The 23,861-nt window shown below is 69.5% G+C and carries 14 protein-coding genes; 10 read left to right on the forward strand and 4 right to left on the reverse strand.

Annotated features, from left to right (window positions below):
- Positions 1-52: 52 nt before the first annotated feature.
- From ACIBW9_RS35550 to ACIBW9_RS35570, 5 genes are all read left to right on the forward strand, one after another.
- Positions 53-1,183, forward strand: a complete 1,131-nt coding sequence (locus ACIBW9_RS35550) for a cellulose binding domain-containing protein (protein WP_398961121.1) — start codon at positions 53-55, stop codon at positions 1,181-1,183.
- Positions 1,184-1,862: 679 nt separating this feature from the next.
- Positions 1,863-2,135: a hypothetical protein gene (locus tag ACIBW9_RS35555; protein WP_398961122.1), complete on the forward strand. Its 273-nt coding sequence runs from the start codon at positions 1,863-1,865 to the stop codon at positions 2,133-2,135.
- A gap of 122 nt (positions 2,136-2,257) precedes the next feature.
- Positions 2,258-4,342: an NAD-dependent DNA ligase LigA gene (ligA, locus tag ACIBW9_RS35560; protein WP_398961123.1), complete on the forward strand. Its 2,085-nt coding sequence runs from the start codon at positions 2,258-2,260 to the stop codon at positions 4,340-4,342.
- Positions 4,343-4,722: 380 nt separating this feature from the next.
- Positions 4,723-4,899, forward strand: coding sequence for a hypothetical protein (locus ACIBW9_RS35565; RefSeq protein ID WP_398961124.1), 177 nt, complete (start codon positions 4,723-4,725; stop codon positions 4,897-4,899).
- A gap of 178 nt (positions 4,900-5,077) precedes the next feature.
- A complete protein-coding gene (locus ACIBW9_RS35570) occupies positions 5,078-5,644 on the forward strand; it encodes a dihydrofolate reductase family protein (protein WP_398961125.1) in 567 nt (188 codons plus the stop codon).
- 36 nt (positions 5,645-5,680) lie between these two features.
- On the opposite strand, the gene ACIBW9_RS35575 is transcribed toward ACIBW9_RS35570, so the two are convergent.
- From ACIBW9_RS35575 to ACIBW9_RS35585, 3 genes are all read right to left on the reverse strand, one after another.
- On the reverse strand, positions 5,681-6,217 hold the full coding sequence (locus ACIBW9_RS35575; protein ID WP_398961126.1) for a hypothetical protein: 537 nt from the start codon (positions 6,215-6,217) through the stop codon (positions 5,681-5,683).
- A 197-nt stretch (positions 6,218-6,414) separates the two neighbouring features.
- Entirely contained in the window at positions 6,415-6,876 is a 462-nt protein-coding gene (locus ACIBW9_RS35580) for a hypothetical protein (protein ID WP_398961127.1), read from the reverse strand.
- Positions 6,877-8,595, reverse strand: a complete 1,719-nt coding sequence (locus tag ACIBW9_RS35585; protein WP_398961128.1) for a sialidase family protein — start codon at positions 8,593-8,595, stop codon at positions 6,877-6,879.
- Positions 8,596-9,276: 681 nt separating this feature from the next.
- Between ACIBW9_RS35585 and ACIBW9_RS35590 the strand changes: the two genes are divergently transcribed.
- Positions 9,277-10,065, forward strand: coding sequence for a DeoR/GlpR family DNA-binding transcription regulator (locus ACIBW9_RS35590; RefSeq protein ID WP_398961129.1), 789 nt, complete (start codon positions 9,277-9,279; stop codon positions 10,063-10,065).
- A 57-nt stretch (positions 10,066-10,122) separates the two neighbouring features.
- Here ACIBW9_RS35590 and ACIBW9_RS35595 read toward each other — a convergent pair whose 3' ends face one another.
- The gene (locus ACIBW9_RS35595; protein ID WP_398961130.1) at positions 10,123-10,719 is read right to left on the reverse strand and encodes a carbohydrate ABC transporter permease; all 597 of its coding nucleotides are present in this window, start codon (positions 10,717-10,719) and stop codon (positions 10,123-10,125) included.
- 872 nt (positions 10,720-11,591) lie between these two features.
- On the opposite strand from ACIBW9_RS35595, the gene ACIBW9_RS35600 reads away from it, so the two are divergent.
- From ACIBW9_RS35600 to ACIBW9_RS35615, 4 genes are read left to right on the forward strand one after another with little or no spacing between them, the layout of a single operon-like run.
- Positions 11,592-14,621, forward strand: coding sequence for a TIM-barrel domain-containing protein (locus tag ACIBW9_RS35600; protein ID WP_398961131.1), 3,030 nt, complete (start codon positions 11,592-11,594; stop codon positions 14,619-14,621).
- 32 nt (positions 14,622-14,653) lie between these two features.
- A complete protein-coding gene (locus tag ACIBW9_RS35605) occupies positions 14,654-16,519 on the forward strand; it encodes a glycoside hydrolase domain-containing protein (RefSeq protein WP_398961132.1) in 1,866 nt (621 codons plus the stop codon).
- Complete coding sequence (locus ACIBW9_RS35610; protein ID WP_398961133.1) at positions 16,516-20,148, forward strand: beta-galactosidase; 3,633 nt, start codon at positions 16,516-16,518, stop codon at positions 20,146-20,148. Before ACIBW9_RS35605 ends, ACIBW9_RS35610 begins: the two co-directional genes overlap by 4 nt.
- Entirely contained in the window at positions 20,145-23,858 is a 3,714-nt protein-coding gene (locus tag ACIBW9_RS35615; protein ID WP_398961134.1) for a beta-galactosidase, read from the forward strand. Before ACIBW9_RS35610 ends, ACIBW9_RS35615 begins: the two co-directional genes overlap by 4 nt.
- Positions 23,859-23,861 lie beyond the last annotated feature (3 nt).

The following is a 23,861-nucleotide window of genomic DNA, read 5'->3' on the forward strand; positions in this document are numbered from 1 at the left end:
GCGCTCCCGCACATCCCCGTCCCCATCCCACATCCCTCCCCCGAGGACCCGCATGCGACCTTCACGACACCATGCCCACAGCGCGAGGGGTTTGCTCGGCGCGCTGCTCACCTCGCTCGTCTCGCTGGCCGCGCTTCTGACCACCGCGTCGGGGGCCCAGGCCGACACCACGGTCTGCGAACCATTCGGGTCGACGACCATCCAAGGCCGCTACGTCGTCCAGAACAACCGCTGGGGCACCAGCGCGACGCAATGCATCGCCGTCACCGACTCCGGGTTCAGGATCACCCAGGCCGACGGATCCGTCCCGACGAACGGGGCTCCGAAGTCGTACCCGTCCGTCTACAACGGCTGCCACTACACCAACTGCTCGGCCGGTACCAGCCTCCCCGCTCAACTCAGCACCATCTCCAGCGCGCCCACGAGCACCTCGTACAGCTATGTGAACAACGCGGCGTACGACGCCGCCTACGACATCTGGCTCGACCCCACGCCCCGCACCGACGGCGTGAACCGAACCGAGATCATGATCTGGTTCAACAGGGTCGGATCCGTCCAGCCCGTGGGCTCACCGGTCGGCACCGCCACGGTGGCCGGGCGCGAGTGGCAGGTGTGGTCCGGCAACAACGGTTCCAACGACGTGCTGTCGTTCGTGGCACCGTCGGCGATCAGCAGCTGGGCCTTCGACGTCATGGACTTCGCGCGACAGGCCGTCTCCCGCGGACTGGCGCAGAACAACTGGTACCTGACAAGTGTTCAGGCCGGCTTCGAACCCTGGCAGAACGGCACGGGCCTCGCCCTGACCTCGTTCTCCTCGACCGTCAACAAGGGCTCCTCCGGTGACCCGGGCGGTCCCGGAGGCTCCGCGGCCTGCAAGGTGGCGTACACAACGAACGTCTGGCAGGGCGGCTTCACCGCCGACGTCACCGTCACCAACACCAGTTCCTCCCCGGTGAATGGCTGGAAGCTGGCGTTCACCCTGCCCTCCGGACAGCAGATCACCAGCGCCTGGAACGCTTCTGTCTCTCCCTCATCCGGAGCCGTCACGGCGGCCAACGCCGGATACAACGAGCAGATCACCGCCGGCGGTCAGGCGTCCTTCGGGTTCCAGGGCACCTACAGCGGCACCTTCACCAAGCCCTCCGGCTTCAGCCTGAACGGCACCGCCTGCACCACCGCTTGACCCACGTCCACCCACACCGGGGTCCGCTCGCTTCCGCCCCGCGGACCTGCGGGCCCCGCAACCTGCCGCCCACCTCCCACTACGCAAGCAGGAGGCGACGCCATAGCGACCGCATCCAGCCCTTCTCCCCTTCCGTCGACACCCTTGCCCCCCGACCCGACGGAAAAATCGGCGGCAATCGTTTCACCACCTGCGCCACAGAGCGGTGCCACACCGACGCGCTCTTCCGCACGGACCACCATGCAAGAGACACGCCCGCGCGGCAGCGCAGCCGCAGAGGCCGACTGATGCCGGCCGTCACCGCGGGGCTGGTGGTCACAGGCCTGCTCGTCTGTCTGGTTGATCCAACCGGGAAGGGTGTCCGGCTCGCTGCGGCCACGACCGTCGCCGACTCCCCCACCCTCCCGATCGGTGATCATGCCGAGGTACCACCTAGATCCGCTTCAGGAGCGGCGACATCGGATGCCCCACCACAGCCCTCAAACTCGGCCGCACCCAGGAGCACGACCTGGGCCCATATCTAGAGTGCCGGGCGGCGCGGCGGCCGGGTCGACCTCGTCGGCGCCACCCGTTTCAAGCTCGCGACCGCTCGCGGATGTTCTACCCGATGCGCCTCGTGCGCGGTCGGCGCCGGGAGCCGAAGTCGTGCATCTGCAGCTGGGCACTCCGGTGGGTGTGCGTGTGGGACAGCCTCAACTTCCACTTGCAGCAGGAGCTCTTCGACGTCGCCGAGGAGCGCAAGGACTGGCTGGTCGTCTTCCATCCGCCGTCCCACGCGCCCGAGTTCAACCCACAGGTGGGCATCCGCAGCCTGCTCAAGTGCGATCTGACCGACTTCGCCGCCGCCGGCCTCGCGGACCTGGGCCCGGGCCATTCGCCGGAAGCTGAGGATGATCCAGTACTGAGTCGACGTGCTCGACGGCTGCCTGCCGCCATCGCGATTTCAGCCTGAGTACCTCCCATCAGAGCCTTGCGGCGTCGCGGCGGGGGTGGCCTTGGGGGGTGATCGGACACCCGTCGGGGACCGCCCCGCCGCAGCGGGCGATGTCAGTGGTGGCAGGCAGGATGAAGGGTATGACAACACCCGCAGCTGTGATCACGGATGTAGCCGCCTACGCTCAGGCGGTCGAGGACGCGGTGAAGGCGTCGGCCGCCTACTACGGGGGCGGCTCCTCTTCCCTGGATGACGACGCCTACGACCGGCTGGTGCGGGGCATCGCCGCATGGGAGGCCGACCATCCTGACCAGGTGCTGCCCGACTCGCCGACAGGGAAGGTCGCCGGCGGTGCCGTGGAGGGCGATGTGCCGCACACGGTGGCGATGCTGAGTCTGGACAACGTGTTCTCGCCGGAGGAATTCACCTCCTGGGCCGCCTCTCTGGCCCGGCGCATAGGCCACGAGGTCGAGCGGTTCAGTGTCGAGCCGAAGCTGGACGGGCTCGCGGTAGCCGCCCGCTACACCGGCGGCCGCCTGAGACAGCTGATCACCCGGGGGGACGGGACGGCCGGGGAGGACGTCTCGCACGCGATCGGCACCATCGAGGGCCTGCCGACCGAACTCGCCGAGCCGGTCACCGTGGAAGTCCGCGGCGAGGTCCTGATGACGAACGCCCAGTTCGAGCACGCCAACGAGGTGCGTACCGGGCACGGCGGGCAGCCGTTCGCCAACCCGCGCGGCGCCTCCGCGGGTACCCTGCGGGCCAAGGAGCGCTCGTACACCGTGCCGATGACGTTCTTCGGCTACGGCCTGCTGCCCATGGCCGGCACCGAGACCGAACTCGCCGCGCGGCTGGGTGCGAGCGCGCACAGCGACCTGATGGTGCAGGCCGCCGCGTATGGGATCAACACCACCGCTGCCACCGCGGTGCCCGGCGTCACCGCCGACACCGTGGCGCAGGTGCTGGCCCGGGTCCAGGAGATCGCCGCGCTGCGGGCCGAGCTGCCGTTCGGGATCGACGGGATCGTCATCAAGGCCGACCTGGCCGCCGACCAGCAGACTGCGGGGTCGGGTTCGCGTGCTCCGCGGTGGGCGATCGCCTACAAGCTGCCGGCCGTCGAGAAGATCACGCGACTGCTCGAGGTGGAGTGGAACGTCGGCCGCACCGGCATCATCGCCCCGCGCGCCGTTCTGGAGCCGGTGGAGATCGACGGCGCCACCATCACCTACGCCACCCTCCACAACCCGGCCGACATCACCCGCCGTGACCTGCGCCTGGGCGACCACGTCATGGTCCACCGGGCCGGCGACGTCATCCCCCGCATCGAAGCCCCGGTCGCCCACCTGCGCACCGGCGACGAGCGGCCCATCGCCTTCCCCGAGGCGTGCCCACGCTGCGGATCCGCCATCGACACCAGCCAGGAACGCTGGCGGTGCGAACAGGGCCGCACCTGCCACCTCGTCGCGTCTCTCTCCTATGCGGCCGGCCGCGACCAGCTCGACATCGAAGGCCTGGGCGCCACCCGTGTGGTCCAGCTCGTCGAGGCGGGCCTGGTCACCGATCTCGCCGACCTGTTCACCCTCACCCGCGACCAGCTCCTCGCGCTGGAGCGGATGGGCGAGACCAGCACCGACAACCTCCTCGCCGCGATCGACGCGGCCAAGGGGCAGCCGCTGTCGCGAGTGCTGTGCGCGCTCGGGGTGCGCGGCACCGGCCGCTCCATGTCCCGCCGCATCGCCCGGTACTTCGCCACCATGGACCGCATCCGCGCCGCCGACGCGGAAGCGATGCAGCAGGTCGAGGGCATCGGCACCGAGAAGGCTCCCTCGATCGTCGCCGAACTGGCCGAACTCGCCCCGCTCATCGACAAGCTCACCGCCGCCGGGGTGAACATGAGGGAGCCCGGTGCCACCCCGCCGGCGCCGACCACCGTGGACACCGACGCCGACGGGAGCGGGGATGCGGCAGGCGGGCCGCTGGCCGGCATGACCGTCGTGGTCACCGGCGCGATGACCGGCGTGCTGGAGAATCTCAGCCGCAATCAGATGAACGAGCTCATCGAGCGCGCGGGCGGCCGCTCCTCCTCCAGCGTCTCCAAGAAGACCACCCTGGTGGTCGCCGGGGACGGCGCCGGATCCAAGCGGACCAAGGCCGAAACCCTCGGCATCCGTCTGGCGACCCCGGATGAATTCGCCACCCTGGTGGCCGACTTCGTCGACTGAACTCTCCGGCAGGTGTGCCCCAGCTCACCATCGCAACGGCAACAGGCCGGGAACACTTCGAGGTGATTGACCGTTCATCTGGACGTGGCTGCGGAGGGGACAGTGTCCCCGGGCCTCACCCATAGCCCATGGGGACGATCGTCCGGCTGAAGCCCCATGGAGCCCTCCGCCGAGAGGCGACCGCCCTCCGCACGTCACCGCTTACGGCCCCGGCTGGTCTCCCCCGTCCAGCCGGGGCTTTCCCGTGCCTGTGGCTGTCCCGTCGGGGACGCGCGGCCCGTGACGTGGCGCCTGACCCGCATGATTTGAACATGTTCACATATTCGGGAGTCGAGAAGGAACCGCTGTCGTCCACGGGGCAGATCTCATGAGGAGGCGCGGTGGGCTCGGGTGCAGACGTCATCGCATACGCCTTCCTGATGTACACGATGCTGATGGCGCTGTGCTGCGTCTTCGTGGGGTCCAGGACCTCCCGGAGGATGGGCTGGCTCATATCAGCGCCAGTGATCTTCGCGCCATGGGGCTTGGTGCTGATCGACTTCGCCATGCACTCTTGAGTCACGCGAAGCCGGGTCGGCATCCAGGGCCGGCTTCCCTGCGCTTGCCCGTGTCGGCCGTGTATACCACGCTGAGCCCCGAGCACGAGGAGTGCCGGCGACCTGCGGTCGCGCACCGATGAGTTTTCCGCGCCGCACCGGTCCATACGCCGGACACTCACGAACGGAAGGCTGGGCCATGCGGAAACTGATCTACGGCATGAACCTGACCCTGGACGGCTACATCGCTGCGCCCGGCGACGACATCGGCTGGAGCGGACCGCCGAGCAACGAGCTGTTCCAGTGGTGGCTCGACCACGAGCAGGCGAGTGGCCTGACGCTGTACGGGCGCAAACTGTGGGAGACGATGAGCTCCTACTGGCCGACCGGCGACCAGCAGCCGGGCGCCACCCCGGCCGAGATCGAGTTCGCGCGGAACTGGCGGGACACGCCGAAAGTGGTGTTCTCCTCGACGATCGACAAGGTCGACTGGAACACCCGCCTGGTCACCGGCGACGCGATCGCCGAGATCACCCGGCTCAAGGCCGAGGACGGCGCCCCAATGACCATCGGCGGCGCAACGCTCGCCGGGGCGGCCATGCGCGCCGACCTGATCGACGAGTACGCGATCGCCGCCCATCCGGTCCTGGTGGGCGGCGGCACACCGTTCTTCACCGCGCTGGACAGCTGGGTGAACCTGAACCTGGTGGAGACACGGACGTTTCCCGGCGGCGTGGTGCTGACCAGGTACGAGACGAGGCGCTGAGCAGCAACACCCGACACGCTTCAGCCTCCGACATCGTCATTGGTCTGCCGTGGACCGGCAATCGTTCCACAGGGCGGCGAGATGGGCCGGGATCTGGGTGATGCCGGCACACCCCCGAGCGTTGGCGGGGAAACTGTCGCTGGCCACGTAGCGCCAACCGGCGCCCGGGCGATCGGTGAAGTACTTCATCGCAGCTCCGTCATCCTGCAGGGCGACCTGCTCCGCCTCCGTGCTGCCGGGAGTGAGCTGGAAGCGGGCTCCGGCGTAGAAGGTCCCGTTGCAACTGCCGTAGTAGAACGTGCCCTTCACCGGGGCGATGTGGGTGAGAGGCGGTTGGGCGTGTCTGCGGTAGGCCTCTGTGACGCTGAGCTTGAGGGCGGGCGACGCCGGCAGCGATCGGCAGTCGTGAGCCCGGGCCAAAGAGCCGGCGGCTGTGTGCCCGGCCGACGCACTCGCCGCCGGGGACACCACGGCCGACGGGGTAGGCGTGTGCGCCGCGGTCGGAGTACTGCTGGTCGCGGTGCTGCCGTTCGGCATGCAGCTCGCCAGCAGGGCCACCGCGGCAGCGGCCATCCCCAACGTGGCACCGCGATACAGAGAACGACTCCGGCGTGTCATTTCGAACCCACCTCTCTCACAACGTTCACACAGGTCCGGGATGACGTAACTCGGATACGTTCTTCCGGTCTTGAGTCCGAAGACGCTGCGCCCTGCACCGTGGTTTCACAACGGCCGCGTCGGCTCACGCGGCCGTTGCAGTCCGCCGCAGCTCAGGTGGCCGGAGCCGTCAGGTACGTCAGGTACACCCCTCCCCCGCAGTCGGGCATCTTCCGTAGGGTCCAGCGGCCGTCGAAGGTCGCGGAGGAGAAGTTCGACTCGGCGTCGTCCTCCTCCACCTCGCCCTCCTGCAGGGTGTATCCGGCCTCGGGGAGCTGCTTCTGCAGGAAAGCCAGCGTGCGGTCGAATCCGCTCCTGACGACCATGGCGACGACGAGCCGCTCGCCGGAGCGGCGCTCCGTCGAGGTCACGAGCGCGCCAGCGGGCACCGGAAGGTTCTCCGGGAATCCCTTGGGCATCGGCAGTGAGGCGCCCGTGGGACAGCCGCCGGCCGTGGTGACGATCGGCGGCGCCGCCATGGGCCCGGTATTCCTTGTCGGCGCCGAGCACCCGGTGACGGCCGCCAGACCGAGGGCCGCGCCGGACAGTACGGCGACCAGAGGCCAGGACTTCACCTACTGACCTCCTGTGGGCTTCTTGCGCTTGCCGGTGACCATGGCGTCGTACGCGCCGTACAGGGTGTTGCCGGAGGTCTGGCGGGCGATGGAGGCCAGTGCGTCGTAGTTCTGCGCGCCGCCGCCGGCGCAGGCGCCGGTGCAGCCGTCGGCATAGGCGGCGAGCACACGGCCCCGGCCGTCGACGGTGATGTCGTTGAAGTCCAGGAGATTGCGGTCCTTGCCACAGGTGGTGCCACCCGTGCAGATCGATCCCTTCTGGACCGGGTCGGTGGGGGTGGCATCCACGGTGACCCAGGACTGTCCGCCGTCGTAGGTCGTGGCCACGTACAGGTGCCAGACGCCCTTGAAGTTGTCCGCGTCCTGGTAGTTGCCGCCGGTGGTGGTGCCCAGGAAGGCGAAGGCGGCGCGGTTGTCGTCGCCTGCGGTCACGGCCGGGAAGACGATGTTCTTGATGCCGAGGGCCGCCCCGACGTTCTGGTCGTACAGCCACGTTCTGCCCTTGTCGTGGCTGACGGCGATACGTGCGGTGCCGTCGCTGTTCTGATAGCCCATGTAGACGGTCCCGCCGGCCCCGATGCCCACGCTGGGGTCGGAGTCCCCCGGGGTGCTGGAGGGGTTCTTGCGGACGCTCCAGGTCAGCCCGTTGTCCTCGGAGACGGCCACGGCCTGGTTGCCGCCGCAGCCCTTGTTCGGCACGTACACCGTGCCGTCCGGTGCGACCTTCACGTGCCCGTGCAGGCCGCCGCAGTCCAGCAGCGAGTACATCGGAACGGCCGGCCCGTACGTCAGCCCGCCGTCCCGGCTGACCGCGCAGGAGGCGTCGGCGATGTCCTGGGAGCAGTAATAGACGGCTTTCGGATATGACGTGACAGGGCCCGGGCCGCCGGGGGCAAAGGGGCCGCCGCCGATGCTCTGGTGGTCGACGCCGGAGTTGATGCCGGAGCCGCCCGTCGGCGTCCACGTTTCGCCGTCGTCGTCGGTGTAGCAGGTCAGGGCGGTCTTTCCGGCCAGTTGCGACTCGAAGGTACGGTGGGTGGCCGGATCGGTGAACAAGATCGGGTCGAGGCTGGTGGTGCTGCCCTGGGGGCATCCATTGGCCGCACTCGCGCTCCTGTCCTGCCAGGTCGCGGCGCCGGCGCTGTCATAGGTGACCTTGAGCGTCGAGGTGTACGCCTGGAACATCGCGGCGCCGGTGGCGCGGTCGACACCGATCGAGGGTTCACCGGCATCGTGTGCGTGCGTGAGGCTGTTCGGTGCCGAGGAGTTCGCATACGTGGGCGGAACTGCTGTGCTCGGTGGCGGATCGACCGGGTTGGCGACCAGGCTCGCGGTGCCGGTGAAGCTGTCGCCGAGCGGTGCGTACGGCACCACGCGCACCGTGTACGACGCCGCCACCGCCGGCAGCAGCACGCTCTCGGGGTCGCTGGTCGAGGCCGCCGCGGCCACGTCGTGGCCGGCCGCGTCGAGGACGTACAGGTCGAAGTCGGCAGCAGTGTCGGGCCATCTGACATCGATGCGCAGGCTGTGACCGGCGTCGTAGCCCACGGGCACCGACACCTTCAACGTGTAGTCGTCGCAGAGTTGCGGGCTGCCACAGCTCACCGTTCCGGTGGTGCCGGAGACGTTGGGGACGGCGAAGGGACCGGCGCTCCACGTAATCGTGGGTGCCGTGTCGCTGACCGTTCCAGAGGGCGGGGTGGCGGCGTCGGCCGACACGCTCGGCAGAGTGCCGACGACGAGCGACAGCACCCCGAGGACGACACGCCCCCGCGACCGCGGGTGACGCTGACGACAGAGTACGGAGAGGAGAGCCACAAGCACCTCACGGGTTCCGAGTCGGACGAAGGGCGATCGTGTGCGGCGGTAGGGGCGGGGCCTTCGTCTGCTCTACGGGGAGGCGTGCGACGTCCGTCGCGAGAATCTCGAAACTTGCCGAGGCCGAAGGGGCTCAGCCGCAGCGCTTCCGCGGGGCGGGCGATGAGCGCGTGGTCCAGCCGGGGCGGTGCGCGTGGTCATCGTGTGCGAGCTGCCGACCGCGACGCGCGTCAACCCCGGTGGCGGACAGGAAGTCGCGTGCCTGCCCTGGATCCGTGCGGCTTGGTCGCTGATCTGGCAGCCCGCGGCTTCCGCGCCGGTGACCACGGCCGGCGTGCTCCGGGGTGATCACGTTGAAGGCGCCGATGGCCCGCCGTCGCGGCAGGCGAGCTCACCACGCAGCGTGCGGGGCAACGTCTCTGCTGGCCTCCGCTTGCGCTCGGCGCAGCGAAGGTGCAGGAACGGCTTGGGGATGGTGCAGCCTTTTGCTCGTTTGGCGAGGATAAAACACCCATTCATGCGCTGTAATTTCATGGAGGTGCGCACAACGTGGCGTACACCACCGACAGAGAGTTGTGAGACATGGCGGCACCGCAGGCCAGGTGGAGCGCGCTGCTCGAGATGCTGACGCGGGACGGGCGGATCGAGGTCGAGCCGGCTGCAGAGGAGTTGGGGGTCTCCGCCGCGACCATCAGGCGCGACCTCGACGAGTTGGCCCGCCAGCAGATGGTCACCCGTACGCACGGCGGAGCGGTGATCAACGCGATCGCCTATGACCTGCCACTGCGCTACAAGGCCGCGCGCAACGCCCCGGAGAAGGAGCGGATCGCGCACGCGGCTGCCGCCCTGGTGAAGGCCGGCGCCGTGGTGGGGCTGAACGGCGGCACCACGACCACCGAGGTGGCGCGGGCGCTGGCCACCCGCGCCGACCTGAGTTCGGGCGGTGCGGAGACCGCGGTCACCGTGGTGACCAACGCCCTGAACATCGCGAACGAGCTGGTCGTACGGCGCCATGTGAAGCTCGTGGTGACGGGCGGGGTGGCCCGGCCGGCGTCCTATGAGTTGATCGGGCCGCTGGCCACCGAACTGCTCGCGGAGATCGCCCTGGACCAGGTCTTCATCGGGGTGGATGCCATCGACCTGGCCCACGGGGCGACCGCGCACCACGAGGGTGAGGCCAGCATCAACCGGGCGCTGGCCCGCCGCGCGCAGCAGGTCGTCGCGGTCGCCGACGCCTCCAAGCTGAACAGGCGGGCCTTCGCCCGCATCTGCCCGGTGGAGGACATCGACGTCCTGGTGACCGACAAGACCGCCTCGGACGAGCTGACCGAGTCGTTCACGGCTGCCGGGGTCGAGGTCATCCGCGCCTGACTGGGCATGTCGCCCCCGGTGGCCCACCCATGCGTCAGCCCCGGACACCGCCCGCGGTCAGTCCGGCGACCAGGTGGCGCTCCACGAAGACGAACAGCGCGACCACGGGCACGATGCGAACAGATACTGCCACTGCTCGTGGTACGAGGTGACGAAGCCGGGGATCGCCCTGGTCAGGGTCATCCGGTTGCTGGTTGAGGTGACGGTGAGCGCCACCACGTACTCGTTCCACGCGCCGATGAAGGTGTAGACGAGCGCTGTCACCACACCAGGTATCGCGAGGGGTAGGACGACACGGGTGAGGGCGCCGAACCGCCCGGTGCCGTCGAGCCAGGCAGCCTCCTCCAGTTCCCGGGGGATGCTCGCGAAGTAGGCGTTGAGGATCCACACGCAGAACGGCAGGTTGAAGACCGCGTTCACCAGGATGAGGCCCGCGGCGGTGTCGGTCAGGTCGAGACTGACCATCTCCCGGTAGATGCCGACCAGGAGGGCGGTCGGCGCGAACATCTGGGTGACGAGTACGAGCAGCAGGAAGGCGCCGCGTCCGCGGAAGCGATGCCGGGCGGTGTAGTAGGCGGCGGACAGGCCGACGGCCAGGGTGAGCAGCGTCGCCGCCCCGGCGACGTACAGCGAGAGCAGCAGCGCGTCCCCCACGTGCGGGTCGGTGAGCGAGGGATCCGCCGCTGTCCGAGGAGTTGCCCATGCCGTATCCGGTGATGGCCAGAGCCAGGGCGAGTCCCCCGGCGAGGCCTGCGAGGTGCCGTTTCACGGACTGCTCGCCGCACGCATCGCGTGCTTCGACTGACGCGTGCCGTCTGATGGCAAGCTCGCGGTCTTGCTTTTTTATGCTCGCTTTCCGGCACGATCAATCAACAAACGACATGATGCTCAATGAATCGTGCAGGATGTCAAGGGCCGTCACGTCCCGCATCGGCCATGCGGTGCGCCGCCAGGCCACCTGACGGCAGGCCTTGACGAAGCTCGGGCGCCCCGAGGGCACTGTTTCGGCCTCGCCGCTCCGGCTACGGGTGCAGCCGGCCTGGCCGACGACATCCCCCGCACTGGTGGGCAGTTGGCAGCACCGGTGCGGCGGCGGGTCCACCCTCGTCTCGGCCTGTGCGCTGACCCCGGACAATCCGCTCCATCTGGCCCACCGCGATCCTGGGCCGCCCCCGCGCCGCCGGACGCATCTCGGCAAGCGACAGAATTTACCCGGCCGTTATAAACGGTTTCTGGGCCTGTCGAGGCCTCTCGCCGCCCGCCGGAACCGATCGCCACCAGGCACGACAGCTTGCCGACGAGACCTCTGGGGGCACCAGGGAGGCCACGTACCCCACCTGTTGACAGGTGGCGAGCACAGCAAGAGCATGTGCGAAATCGCTTGGATTCTTGCAAGAGCACGCAGTATCAAGCAGATCGCGCACCCTGCCCGGCGCCTCCCTCGTCGTGGCCGTGCACTCCGCACACCAACCCGCACCACGCACCGTCGCTTCCGAGCCCCCGTCCTGTCCGACAGGAGGACCCGAGTGCACGCCCGACCGAGCAGCCCCGGCGGCCTGTTGATCGCTGCCGCCCTGACCGCCGCCCTGTTGGTGGCGCCGGTCACTGGATCCACCGCCGCGGCAACAGCCTCCGCCCGCCCCGCCGCAGCCCCCACCGCAGCTCCGAAGGTCACTCGCACCGCGCATGCCGTCACGGTCGCCGTGCCGGCCTCCGCCGACGCGCCTGGCTACACCCTCGACGTGGCCACCGACGAACTCGCCCTGACCACGCGCCGCGCCCGGAAGACCGTGCTGGCCACCGCCTCCGGCGACACCGGGGCCCTGCGCTTCACCGCGGCCGACGGCACCTGGCAGCACGCGACCGGCGTCACGGGCTGGACCTGGAAGCACGGCGTGCTGACGATCACCGCCGCCAGCACGCTCGACGGCGCCACGGTGGAGGCCCGGATCACGCCCCGCGCCGACCGCTACCAGCTCGACTGGGACGTCCACGGCGGCGGCCCGAAGCAACTCGGCCTCGTCTACGACCTGTCGTCGGCCGGCCACTGGTACGGCCACGGCGAGGCGCAGACACCGCAGGGCGGACCGGGCGTCGACCAGCCCTGGCCGCTGGACAACGGTCAGGTGCAGCACACCGGCTTCGGCCCCGCCTCGTACAACATGATCGATCCGTTCTGGTACACCTCGGCCTCGACCGGACTGCGCGTCGACACAGGCGACACCATGGACGTCAACATCAACGGCGGCAAGGACGGCCTCGGCCGCTTCACCGTCGACGCGGCCGGCACGTACAAGGCCACCGTCTTCGTCGAGTCGACGCCACTCGCGGTCTACCGCGACTACATCGGCATCGTCGGCAAACCGGCCAAGAGCGACGCCACGTACGAGCAGTACGCCAAGCCGCTGTGGAACTCCTGGGCACAGTTCTACACCAAGGTCGACCAGGAGAAACTGCTCGCCTACGCCACCGAGCTCCACGACAACGGCCTGGGCGGGCACACCATCCAGCTCGACGACAAGTGGGAGTCGAACTACGGCAATCTGACCTGGGACCCCAAGACCTTCCCCGATCCCAGGGACCTGTCCGACAAGATCCACGCCATGGGGTTCGACTTCGGCCTCTGGGTCACCCTGTGGATCAACCTCGACTCCGCCAACTACCAGTACGCGGCCGACCATGGCTATCTCCTCATGGACGCCAAGGACACCAGCAAGCCGTGCGAAGTGACCTGGTGGAACGGCCAGGCAGGGATCATCGACCTGGCCAACCCCGACGCCAGGGCCTGGTACGAGGGCAACGTCCAGACCCTGATGGACAAGTACCGCATCGACGGGCTGAAGTTCGACACCCGCTTCTTCGACGAGAAGTGCGCTCCACGCCAGGGCCACCAGGCCACGGACTACCAGAAGCTCGGCACCCAACTGGCCGACACCTACGACCTCCAGGGCGCCGGCATCCGGGTCCACTGGAACTCCACCGCCCACCAGGCAGGCTTCGTCACCCGCCAGGTCGACAAGGGCACCGGCTGGGACTCCCTCAATGCATCGGTCAGCCAGAACCTGGCGATCTCCACGATCGGCTACCCGTTCGTCGAGTCCGACATGATCGGAGGCTCCGGCGGGCAGGCCGCTCCCAGCAAGGACGTCCTGATCCGGTGGGCGCAGTCGGCGTCGCTGATGCCGCTGATGTACGCCTCCACCTCACCGGTGGAGACCAACGACGTCACCACCGGCCGGAAGGTGACGTACGACCAGCAGACCATCGACCTGTACAGAGCGGCCATCAAGGCGCACGAACGGCTGGCCCCCTACATCTGGGACCAGGTGCAGGCCACGCTCAAGACCGGCGACCCGATCATGCGTCCGCTCTTCTTCGACTTCCCGAAGGACCAGGCGAGTTACACGGTCGCGGACGAGTGGATGCTCGGCCCTGCCGTGCTGGCCGCGCCCAAGCTCGGCTCCGGCGCCACCCGCACGGTGTACCTGCCGTCCGGCGCCTGGTTCGACGTCAACCAGGGCACGGTCGTGCACGGCCCCGCGACCCTCAAGGGATACGCCGCGCCGCTCGGGGTGACGCCCACGTTCGTGAAGCTCGGCGCCAAGGGTGCCCTGAAAGCGATCCGGGCCCTGAAACGCGACGACGTCCCGGCCGCATCCGTCCTGATCGGCCCGGACGCGCCCAGCACCGGGTCCGGCAAGCCCTTCGAGGTCACCACCACGGCCACCAACTGGGGAGCCACGGCCATCAGTTCCGTCCGCACCTCCCTGACCGTGCCCGACGACTGGACCGCGCAGCCCACAGCCGTTGCGACCGCACGCTCCCTGGCACCGGGTGCCGCGTACACCACCACCTGGACCGTCACCCCCGGCGCCGACGCCACATGGGGCGGCCACGACCTGACGGGCACGGTGACCTACAAGACCACCGCCGGGAGGACCGTCACCGTCGACGACACCGTGCGCGCCACGCTGGAAGCGGCCCCGGGCGCCGTCCACGATCCCTACCGTACGACGCAGACCACCGACGCCCAATACGCCCAGGCCGGCGACCAGTTCGCGATCTGGGCGGCCGGGCAGGACCTGTCCGGCTGGAAGGACGAGAAAGGCGCCGTCTACCTGGACGGCGCGGCGGGCGAGCACTCCACCGTCCAGACCGAACTGGTCTCGCAGAGCGGCGACAGCCCGGCGGCCAAGTCCGGGCTGGCGATCGCGAACGACCTCACCGACCCGGCGAAGGGCGGCTACGCGGTCCTGGCCATGACACGGGGTTACGGGCTGGAGTTCATGACCGACAGCAACGGCGACGGCGTCCTCGACACCTGGGCCGGCGGCGGCTCGACCTACTATCCGGCCCATCTGCGGCTGGTCCGCGACGGCACCACGTACACCGCGTACACCAGCAAGGACGGCCAGACCTGGACGACGGTCGGCACGGCGCAGGTGCCGTCCGCCGCCGCGAACGAGGACGCGGGGCTGGTCGCCAGCGCCGTCAACGCCAACCACCCCGGGTCCACCACGGAGGCGGTCTTCAAGGCGTTCACCGTCACTTCATGAATCCCCGTCACTTCCCGAGAGGGGCCCGGACCATGTCACGCGTTCCGACGGCCGTCGCCGCCTTCGTCGCCGGGGTTGTCATAGCCGCGACGACCACGGCGATCGCCGGCACCGGCAGATCCACCACGGACGTCAACGACAGAGCCACGACCACCTGGCTGACCGTCAAGGTCGCCGACGCCATGGGCACCAGGGGCACGATCACCTGGGTACCCACCGGGTCGTTCGCCTCCTCCGCCGAGGTGCGCGTCCCCCGCTACCCGACAAGGGCCATCCAGGGCAAGGACACCAGGGACCTGTCCCTGTCGGCCGTCCGCAACGAGCAGGTCTCCGCCCAGCTGGCCATCGCCTCCGGACACGACCTGCACGAGGTGCGGGCGAGCGTCGGGGACCTCACCGGGCCCGGCGGGGCAAGGATCCCCGGCTCCGGGACGCAGGTCCGGTTCGTGAAGTACGTGCCCGTGCAGCGCTCCAAGACCGAGATGGACTGGTCCGCCACCATCGACCAGGTCAGCTCCCCGACCGAGGTCTCCGGCGACCGCGATCCCGATGTCGTCGGCGACGCGCTGCAGGAGGGTTCGTCGGTCGACGTACCCGCCTACGCGGCACAACCGCTCTGGTTCACCTTCCACATCCCGAAGACCGCGACCGCAGGCACTTACAGCGGCACGGTCAGGGTGACCGCCGACGACGGCACCAAGGTCGCCTACCCGCTCTCCGTCCAGGTGGCCAACGCCGCCGTGCCGGACGCGAAGGACTACGGCTTCTTCCTCGACGTATGGGCCCAGCCCGAGACGATGGCACTGAACAGCGGCGTCGAACCCTGGTCGGACAAACACTGGAAGCTGATCGAGGCGTACGACAAGGACCTGGCGGGCCACGGCCAGAAGGTCGTCAACACCACCATCGTCGACAACCCCTGGCACCACCAGTGGTCACTGGGCACCCGCCGCTCGCAGACCGCCACCCCCTACTCCAGCATGGTCGCCTGGGAGTGGGACGGCACCCGGTTCTCCTTCGACTTCTCCCGCTGGGACCGGTACGTCCGCACGGCACTGAAGGCAGGCGTCGGCCCGGGCATCGGGGCGTTCTCCATGCTGGCGTTCCAGGACGGCGAACACCTCACCTACACCGACACCCGGACCGGCAAGAGCGTCTACCAGAACGTCGACCTGGGCGGCGACCGCTGGCGCGAGGCGTGGGGGACCTTCCTGCCCGCCTTCGTCAAGCACCTGCGAGGCAGGGGCTGGCTGGACCGGACCTATCTGTCGTTCGACGAGCGGCCAGTGGAATCCATGACGGTCGTCAGGGACTTCGTCCACGAGGTCGCACCCGAATTCGACACGAGGATCTCCGTCGCCGGCTCGGCGGGCACCGCCGACCTCGCGTCCGACCTGTCGGTCAGCTGGGACACCATCGACCAGATGACGGCCGAGAAGGCCGAGCAGCGCCGGGCCGAGGGCAAGGTCACCACCTTCTACGTCTACGGCGCCCCCGCCCACCCCAACACGCTGTCCTACTCCCCCGCCGTAGAGGCCCGGATGCTGCCGTGGATCGCCGCCCAGCGCCACCTCGACGGATTCCTGCGCTGGTCGTACAACAGCTGGACGTCCGATCCCTTCAGCCAGCCGGTGTACATCTTCACGCAAGGAGACGAGTACCTGGTCTATCCCGGCAGGAACGGCCCGATGTCCAGTGTCCGCTGGGAACAACTCAAGGACGGCATCGAGGACTTCGAACTGATCCAAGAGCTGCGCAAGAAGGACGGCGGCACCAACGACGGCGACGCCCTGACCCACGCCCTCACCACGGCGACACGCGACCTCGACGGCCGCACGAAGAACGTCACCGATGTCGAGACCGCGCGAGCCGCGGTCGTGAAGGCGCTGATCTCATGAGAAGAACCTGGCTCGCGCCGCTCACGGCCGCCCTGCTCGCCGCATGCTGCCTGACCGCACCCGCCGTTCAGGCCGCCACCCCCCGGACGGCGCCGACTTCCGCGCCACAGGCGCACACCGTCAGCTACGACCAGTACTCGGTGCGCATCGACGGCAAACCGGTGTACCTGTGGGGCGCCGAGCTCCACTACTTCCGCCTGCCCAGCCCCGATGCCTGGCGCGACGTGCTGCAGAAGATCAAGGCCGCCGGATTCAACTCCGTGTCCCTGTACTTCGACTGGGGCTACCACTCCACCGCCCCCGGCTCCTACGACTTCACCGGCGTCCGCGATGTCGAGCGGCTCCTCGACGAGGCCGAACGCGCGGGCCTGTACGTGATCGCCCGCCCGGGCCCGTACATCAACGCCGAGGTCTCCGGCGGCGGCTTACCCGCCTGGCGCAAGACGCACACGGGCGTGAACCGCACCTCCGACGAGGGGTACATGAAGGACGCCCGGGAGTGGATGAGCCGCATCAACCCGATCATCGCCCGTCACCAACTCACCCACGGCACGGGCTCGGTGATCCTTTACCAGGTCGAGAACGAGTACCAGGGCGGCGGCCTGTCCCCCGACTACATGCAGACGCTCATCGACTGGGCGCGTGAGGACGGCATCGAGGTCCCGACCTTCGTCAACGACGGCGGCCCCAACCGGAACTGGGTCAGCGGCAAGGGCGCCCCGGACATCTACGGCTTCGACGCCTACCCGCAGGGCTTCGACTGCTCCGCCCCCGACGCCTGGAAGGACCTGCCCGACTATTCCTACGTCAACGACTTCAAGCCCGAGTCCCCCCTGATCATCCCCGAGGCACAGGGCGGCGCCTTCGACCCGTGGGGCGGCTCCGGCTACCACGCCTGCCGCGAGCTCACCAGTACGGCCTTCACCCGTGTGCTCAGCAAGATGAACATCGCCGCGGGCGTCACCGGCCAGTCCTTCTACATGACGTACGGCGGCACCAACTGGGGCTGGCTCGCCGATCCCAACGCCGTCTACACGTCCTACGACTACGGCGCACCGATCACCGAGTCACGGCAACTGACTGACAAATACCAGGAGTTCAAGCGGCTCGGCTACTTCGTCAACGCGGTGAAGCCGCTGGCCCGAACGGACAGGGCCCCGGCGCCCGCGCCGAGCGACGACGCCCTGCGGATCGACCGCAGGGTGAACCCCGACGACGGCACCCAGTTCCTCACCCTCCGGCACGCCGACACCCGGGTGAAGTCCACCGGCACCACCACCTTCTCCCTGGCCGGCCGGGACGGCGACTACCCGCGCGTCCCGCAGCAGGGCACCGTCACACTCGCCGGCCGGGATGCCAAGATCCTGGTCGCCGGCTATGACCTCGAGCGGCAGCGGCTCGTCTACTCCACCTCTGAGATCATGACCCACGCCCGGATCGGCGCCGATGACGTGGCTCTGCTGTACGGGAGAAGGGGTGAGGCGGGAGAGACCGTCCTGCGGTACGGGTCCAGGCCCAAGGTCACCGTCCTGGACGGCAAGGCAGACGCCACCTGGGACGCCGCACGCGGTGACCTGCGGCTGAACTACACCCATCAAGGCCTCATCCGGGTACGCGTGGGCGATCTCGTCCTGCTCATCGCCGACGACCGGGAGACCGCGCAGTGGTGGCGCCAGGACACCGGCGCCGGGCCGGTGCTCGTGCGGGGCCCGTCCCTCCTCCGTACCGCGCAAGTCGACCACGGAGCGCTGAAGTTGACCGGCGACTCCACGAAGGCCGCGAGGATCGAGGTCATCGCCGACGCCACGCACGTGACGTGGAACGGACACCGCACCACGGTCACCTCCGCGCCCCGCCCGGTGAAACTCCCCGCCTTCGACGAGTGGCGGACGCGGGCCGAGAACCCCGAGTCCGCACCCGACTTCGACGACTCGGCGTGGACCGTCGCCGACCATCTCACCGCCAACAATCCGGATCTCGCCGGGTACACCCCCGTCCTCGCCATGGACGAGTACGGCTTCCACCAGGGCGACGTCTGGTACCGGGGCCGCTTCCGCACCACGGGCCGCACGAGCGCGGTGATCCTCAACGCGAACACCGGGCCGCACGGCATCTACGCGGCCTGGCTCAACGGTCGCTACCTCGGCCGATCCGGCGACGGCAGACACACCTTCGACATCCCCGACGGGGCCCTCGCGGACGGCGGCGACAACGTGCTCTCCGCCCTCGTCGAGAACGCCGGCCACAACGAGGAATGGGGTCACGACTACTCCAAGGAACCGCGCGGACTGCTCTCCGCCGACCTGATCGGCGCCGACTCCACCATCACCTGGATGATCCAGGGCACCCGAGGCGGCGAACACCCCCTCGACACGGCACGCGGCGGCTACAACAACGGCGGCCTGTACGGCGAGCGTTCCGGCTGGTCCCTGCCCGGCTACCCGGACGGATCCTGGACTCGTACGACCCTCGCCGCGCAGTCCACGAGGTCCGGCCCTGGCGTGCGCTGGTACCGCACCACGGCCCGGCTCGACCTGCCCCGCGGCCAGGACACACCCCTCGCCCTCGAACTCGCCGACGGGAAGGGCGGCAAGGGCTACCGGGCCCAGATCTTCGTGAACGGCTGGCTCATCGGCCGCTATCTCGCCGACACCGGTCCGCAGTCCCGTTTCGACATCCCGAGCGGTCTGCTCGACGAGCACGGCACCAACACCATCGCCCTCGCGGTCTGGTCCACGCACGACGGCTCCGGGCCCGGCTCCGCACGCCTCGTCGACCTCGGCGCGAGCGCCGGCGGCATCCCCATCGGGACGGTGCCGGCACCGTCGTACGACCCGAAGACGTACGCGAACCCGCCGACCGATGCTCGCGTGACCGTGACCGCGGAGCCCTTCCTGAGCGCGGGCCGGGCGACCGTCTCCTTCCACGTCCCCGAGAAGGCCGCACGCGACGTGGACCTGTCGCTGAAGGCCCCAGACGGCTGGACGGCCAAGGCCAACAGCCCGACACACTTCGACCGGGTCGCCCCCGGTGCCACGGTCACGACCGTGTACACGGTCACTGCGCCCGCGGACACCGTGCCGTACGCCCTGCTGCCAGCGACCGCCTCCTATCGGCAGGACGGACGCACCGCGCAGACCACCGGTGAACGGGCCGTCCAGGTACCGCCGCCCGCACCCGCCGGGGACGTGTACGTGAGCGATCTGCCGCTCGTGCGGGCCCTCAACGGCTGGGGCCCGGTCGAGAAGGACCACTCCAACGGCGAGAACGCGGCCGGTGACGGACACGCCCTGACCATCGCCGGCACGACGTACGCGAAGGGCCTGGGCGTGCACGCCGACAGCCAGGTCCGCGTCCATCTCGGCGGCGTCTGTACCCGGTTCACGGCCACCGTCGGTGTGGACGACGAGGTCGGGGACGGCGGGAGCGTCTCGTTCAAAGTCACCGCGGACGGGCGCGACCTCTTCACGACCTCGACCCTCCGAGGCTCCGACCCCGGCACGCCGGTCGACGCGGACGTCACCGGCGCCCGCTGGCTGGACCTGACGGTGGACAGCGTCGGGGACAACTCCACGGACCACGCCGACTGGGCCGCCGCCCACCTGACCTGCACGGGAGGCAACGGATGAGCCCCGCGAAGCGATGGCGTGCCGCTCTGGCCGGTCTCGCGTCTGCCCTGCTGCTGACCGCGTTCGTGTCCACGGCGCCGGCCCGTGCGGCGGCCGAACCGCCGGACCGGGCGCCGGCCGCAGCAGCCCCCGCCTCGACCCACGACATCGCCTACGACCGCTACTCCGTGACCGTCGACGGCAGACGCGTCCTGCTCTGGTCCGGCGAGTTCCACTACTGGCGACTGCCCAGTCCCGGTCTGTGGCGTGACGTGCTGCAGAAGATGAAGGCCGACGGGATGAACGCCGTGTCGATCTACTTCGACTGGGCCTACCACTCCCCCGCGCCGGGACGGTACGACTTCTCCGGTGTCCGGGATGTCGACAAGCTGCTCGACATGGCCCGGGACGCGGGGCTGTACGTCATCGCGCGCCCCGGCCCGTACATCAACGCCGAGACGGACGGCGGCGGTTTCCCCGGCTGGCTGATGACACAGAAGGGCCGCGCCCGCTCCACGGCTCCCGACTACCTGGCCGCGGCACACGAGTGGCTGCGCCACATCGACCGGATCCTCGCCCGCCACCAGGTCAGCAACGGCACCGGACCGGTCCTGCTCTACCAGGTGGAGAACGAGCTCTACGACCCCGACGGCCGACCGTACATCGTCGACCTGAGCAAGCAGGTCCGCTCCGACGGCATCACCGTCCCGCTCGTCGGCAACGAGCCGAACGCCCAGTACGCGGGCGGCGACGGGCTCGACTTCGTCGGCGAACTCGACCAGTACAACTCCTTCTGCAAGGGCCAGTGGTGGCTGCCCACGCTCAAGCGCCAGGACGAGACCAAACCCCTCGCCGTCTTCGAGGCTGGCACCGGCTGGTTCCAGACCTGGGGCGACACCGGCTATGACGAGTGCCGCAAGAAGATGGGACCCCCCTACGCGAAGATCGTCGACAAGCACGAGATCATGCAGGGCACCACGGTCCAGAACCTGTACATGACCTACGGCGGCACCAACTGGGGCTGGCTCGCCGACCCGCGGCAGGTCTACACGTCGTACGACTACGGCGCCCCGATCACCGAGGCCCGGCAGACCGGCGCCGACTACGACGAGCTGAAGCGGCAGGGCCTCTTCTACACCACCACCGCCCCGCTCACGGCCACCGAACCGGCGAACGCGCCCACACCGTCCGACGACGCCGTGCACGTGGAGGCGCGCGCCAACCCCAGCACGAAGACGCAGTTCCTGTACGTCCGGCACACCGACCGCATGGCCGGCTCCGACGCGAACACGTCCTTCGACTGGAAGACCCCGGACGGCACCTATCCGGTGAGCGTGCGGTTGAACGGGCAGACCGGCAAGATCCTCGTCGCCGGCTACGACCTCGGCGGCCAACGGCTCGTCTACTCCACCAGCGAGTTGATGACCAGCACGAAGGCCGGCGGCGCGGACGTGGCCGTCCTGTACGGCGCCGACGGCGACCCCGGGCAGACGGTGCTGCGGTACGCCTCGAAGCCGGAGGTCACGGTGCTCGACGGGGCCGCCACAAGCACCTGGGACGCCCAGCGCGGCGATCTCCGGCTGGACTACGACCACAAGGGCCTGACCAGGCTCCTCGTCCACGGCGGTGGCCGCCCCGACCTGCTGCTGCTCATCGCCACCGACGCAGAGGCGGCCGGTTTCTGGCGGCCGGACGGCACGACCCTGGTCCGCGGCAGCGAGCTGGTCCGTGCGTCCGTCGTCCACGGCTCCACCCTCGCCCTCACCGGCGACGCCGCGAAGCCCGGCCCGCTGGAGGTGTTCGCGGCCCCCGGCGTCCGTACGGTCACCTGGAACGGCACCGCGGTAACCACCGAACGCACCTCCTCCGGCAGTCTGCTCGGCAGGATCCCCGGCCCCCGGAAGCTCACCCTTCCCGAACTGACCGACTGGAGGACATCCGCCGAGAACCCCGAGTCCGCCCCGGACTTCGACGACTCCTCCTGGACCTACGCCGACAGACTGACCACGGACAACCCGACCCAACCTGGCACCCTGCCCGTCCTCTACCAGGACGAGTACGGCTACCACTACGGCTACGTCTGGTACCGCGGCCACTTCAAGGCCACCGGCACCGAGAAGTCCCTCTCCCTCACCGCTCTCGCCACCAACCCGGACACCTCCTCGAAGGCGGTCGGCGTCTACTCGGTGTGGATCAACGGCCGGTTCGCCGGCACCGGCCAGACCGGCCGCCACACCTTCGCCCTCCCCGACGGCCTGCTGAAGAACGGAGCGGACAACGTGGTCTCCGTCCTCGTCGGCACGATGGGCCACAACGAGGACTTCACCTGGAACAGCGACGACCACAAGCAGCCGCGCGGCCTGACCGAGGCGTACCTCTCCGGCTCCGACGCGCAGATCACCTGGCGCATCCAGGGCGCCAGGGACGGTGAGCAGCCCGTCGACCCCGTACGCGGGCAGATGAACAACGGCGGCCTGTACGGGGAGCGTTCGGGCTGGACCCTGCCCGGCTACCCGGACCACTCCTGGGCCCCTGCCACCCTGCCGGCCGCCGGCACCGCCCCCGGGCTCGCCTGGTACCGCACCACCTTCGACCCCGGGCTGCCCAAGGGCCAGGACGTCTCCGTCGGCGTCACCATCACGGACGACCCTCAGCGCAACTACCGCGCGCTGATCTACGTCAACGGCTGGCTGATGGGCCAGTACGTCAACGACACCGGACCGCAGCACACGTTCCCCGTCCCCAACGGCATCCTGCGCACCGACGGCAGGAACACCATCGCCATCGCCTCCTGGAGCGAGGACGCGAAGAGCGGCGGCCTCGGCAAGGTGAGCCTGACGACCCTGGGCAACGTCTCCTCTTCTCTGCGGGTCGCCGACGTGGCGTCGCCCGCGTACGACCGCGGCCGGTACGCCGATCCCACGGTTCCGGCCCGAGTAAGGGTCGACGCCCCCGACACCGTCGAGCCGGGCGGCCACTACCGGGTCACGGCCGCGCTGGCGGTTCCGCGCGACGGCCGCACGCTGCACGGGGCCTTTCTGTCGCTCGGCCTCCCCGACGGCTGGAGTGCGAGCCCGGACACCCCGGTGGGGCTGGGCACCCTGAAGCCCGGCCGGTCGGCCGAGGCGGCCTGGACGGTCACCGTGCCCGACGACCAGAAGACCGGCACCGTCACCGTGCTGCGCGCCACGGCACGCTTCACCCGCGGCTCTGCCACAGGCTCGGTCACCGGCGAGGAGGTGCTCTCGGCCCAGCCGCCCCCGCTCACCGTCGGCGAGCACTACGTCAGCGATCTGCCCTTCCAGTCGTCGAGCAACGGCTGGGGACCGGTCGAACGCGACCGGTCCAACGGCGAGAACGCGCAGGGCGACGGACTGCCGCTGCGGCTGCACGACGTCACCTACGCCAAGGGGCTCGGCATGCACGCGGCCGGCTCCGTGCGGGTGTGGCTCGGCGGTACCTGCACGAGGTTCACGGCGGCACTGGGCCTGGACCAGGAGACGTACGGCCGGCCGGACGGTCCGGCCACGGTCGCCTACAGCGTCGTCGCCGACGGCGTGACCGTCTACGAGAGCGGAATCGTCGACCGCGACACGGCGACCAGGACGGTCGACGTGGATGTCACCGGGGCCCGGCGGCTCGAACTCGTCGTCTCGGACGGCGGGGACGGCAACGCCCTCGACCACGCGGACTGGGCGGACGCCAGGCTGAGCTGTGGGGGCGGTGCCTGATGC

Origin of the sequence: Streptomyces sp. NPDC049541 (assembly GCF_044465725.1) — a bacterium.
Taxonomy (GTDB): domain Bacteria; phylum Actinomycetota; class Actinomycetes; order Streptomycetales; family Streptomycetaceae; genus Streptomyces.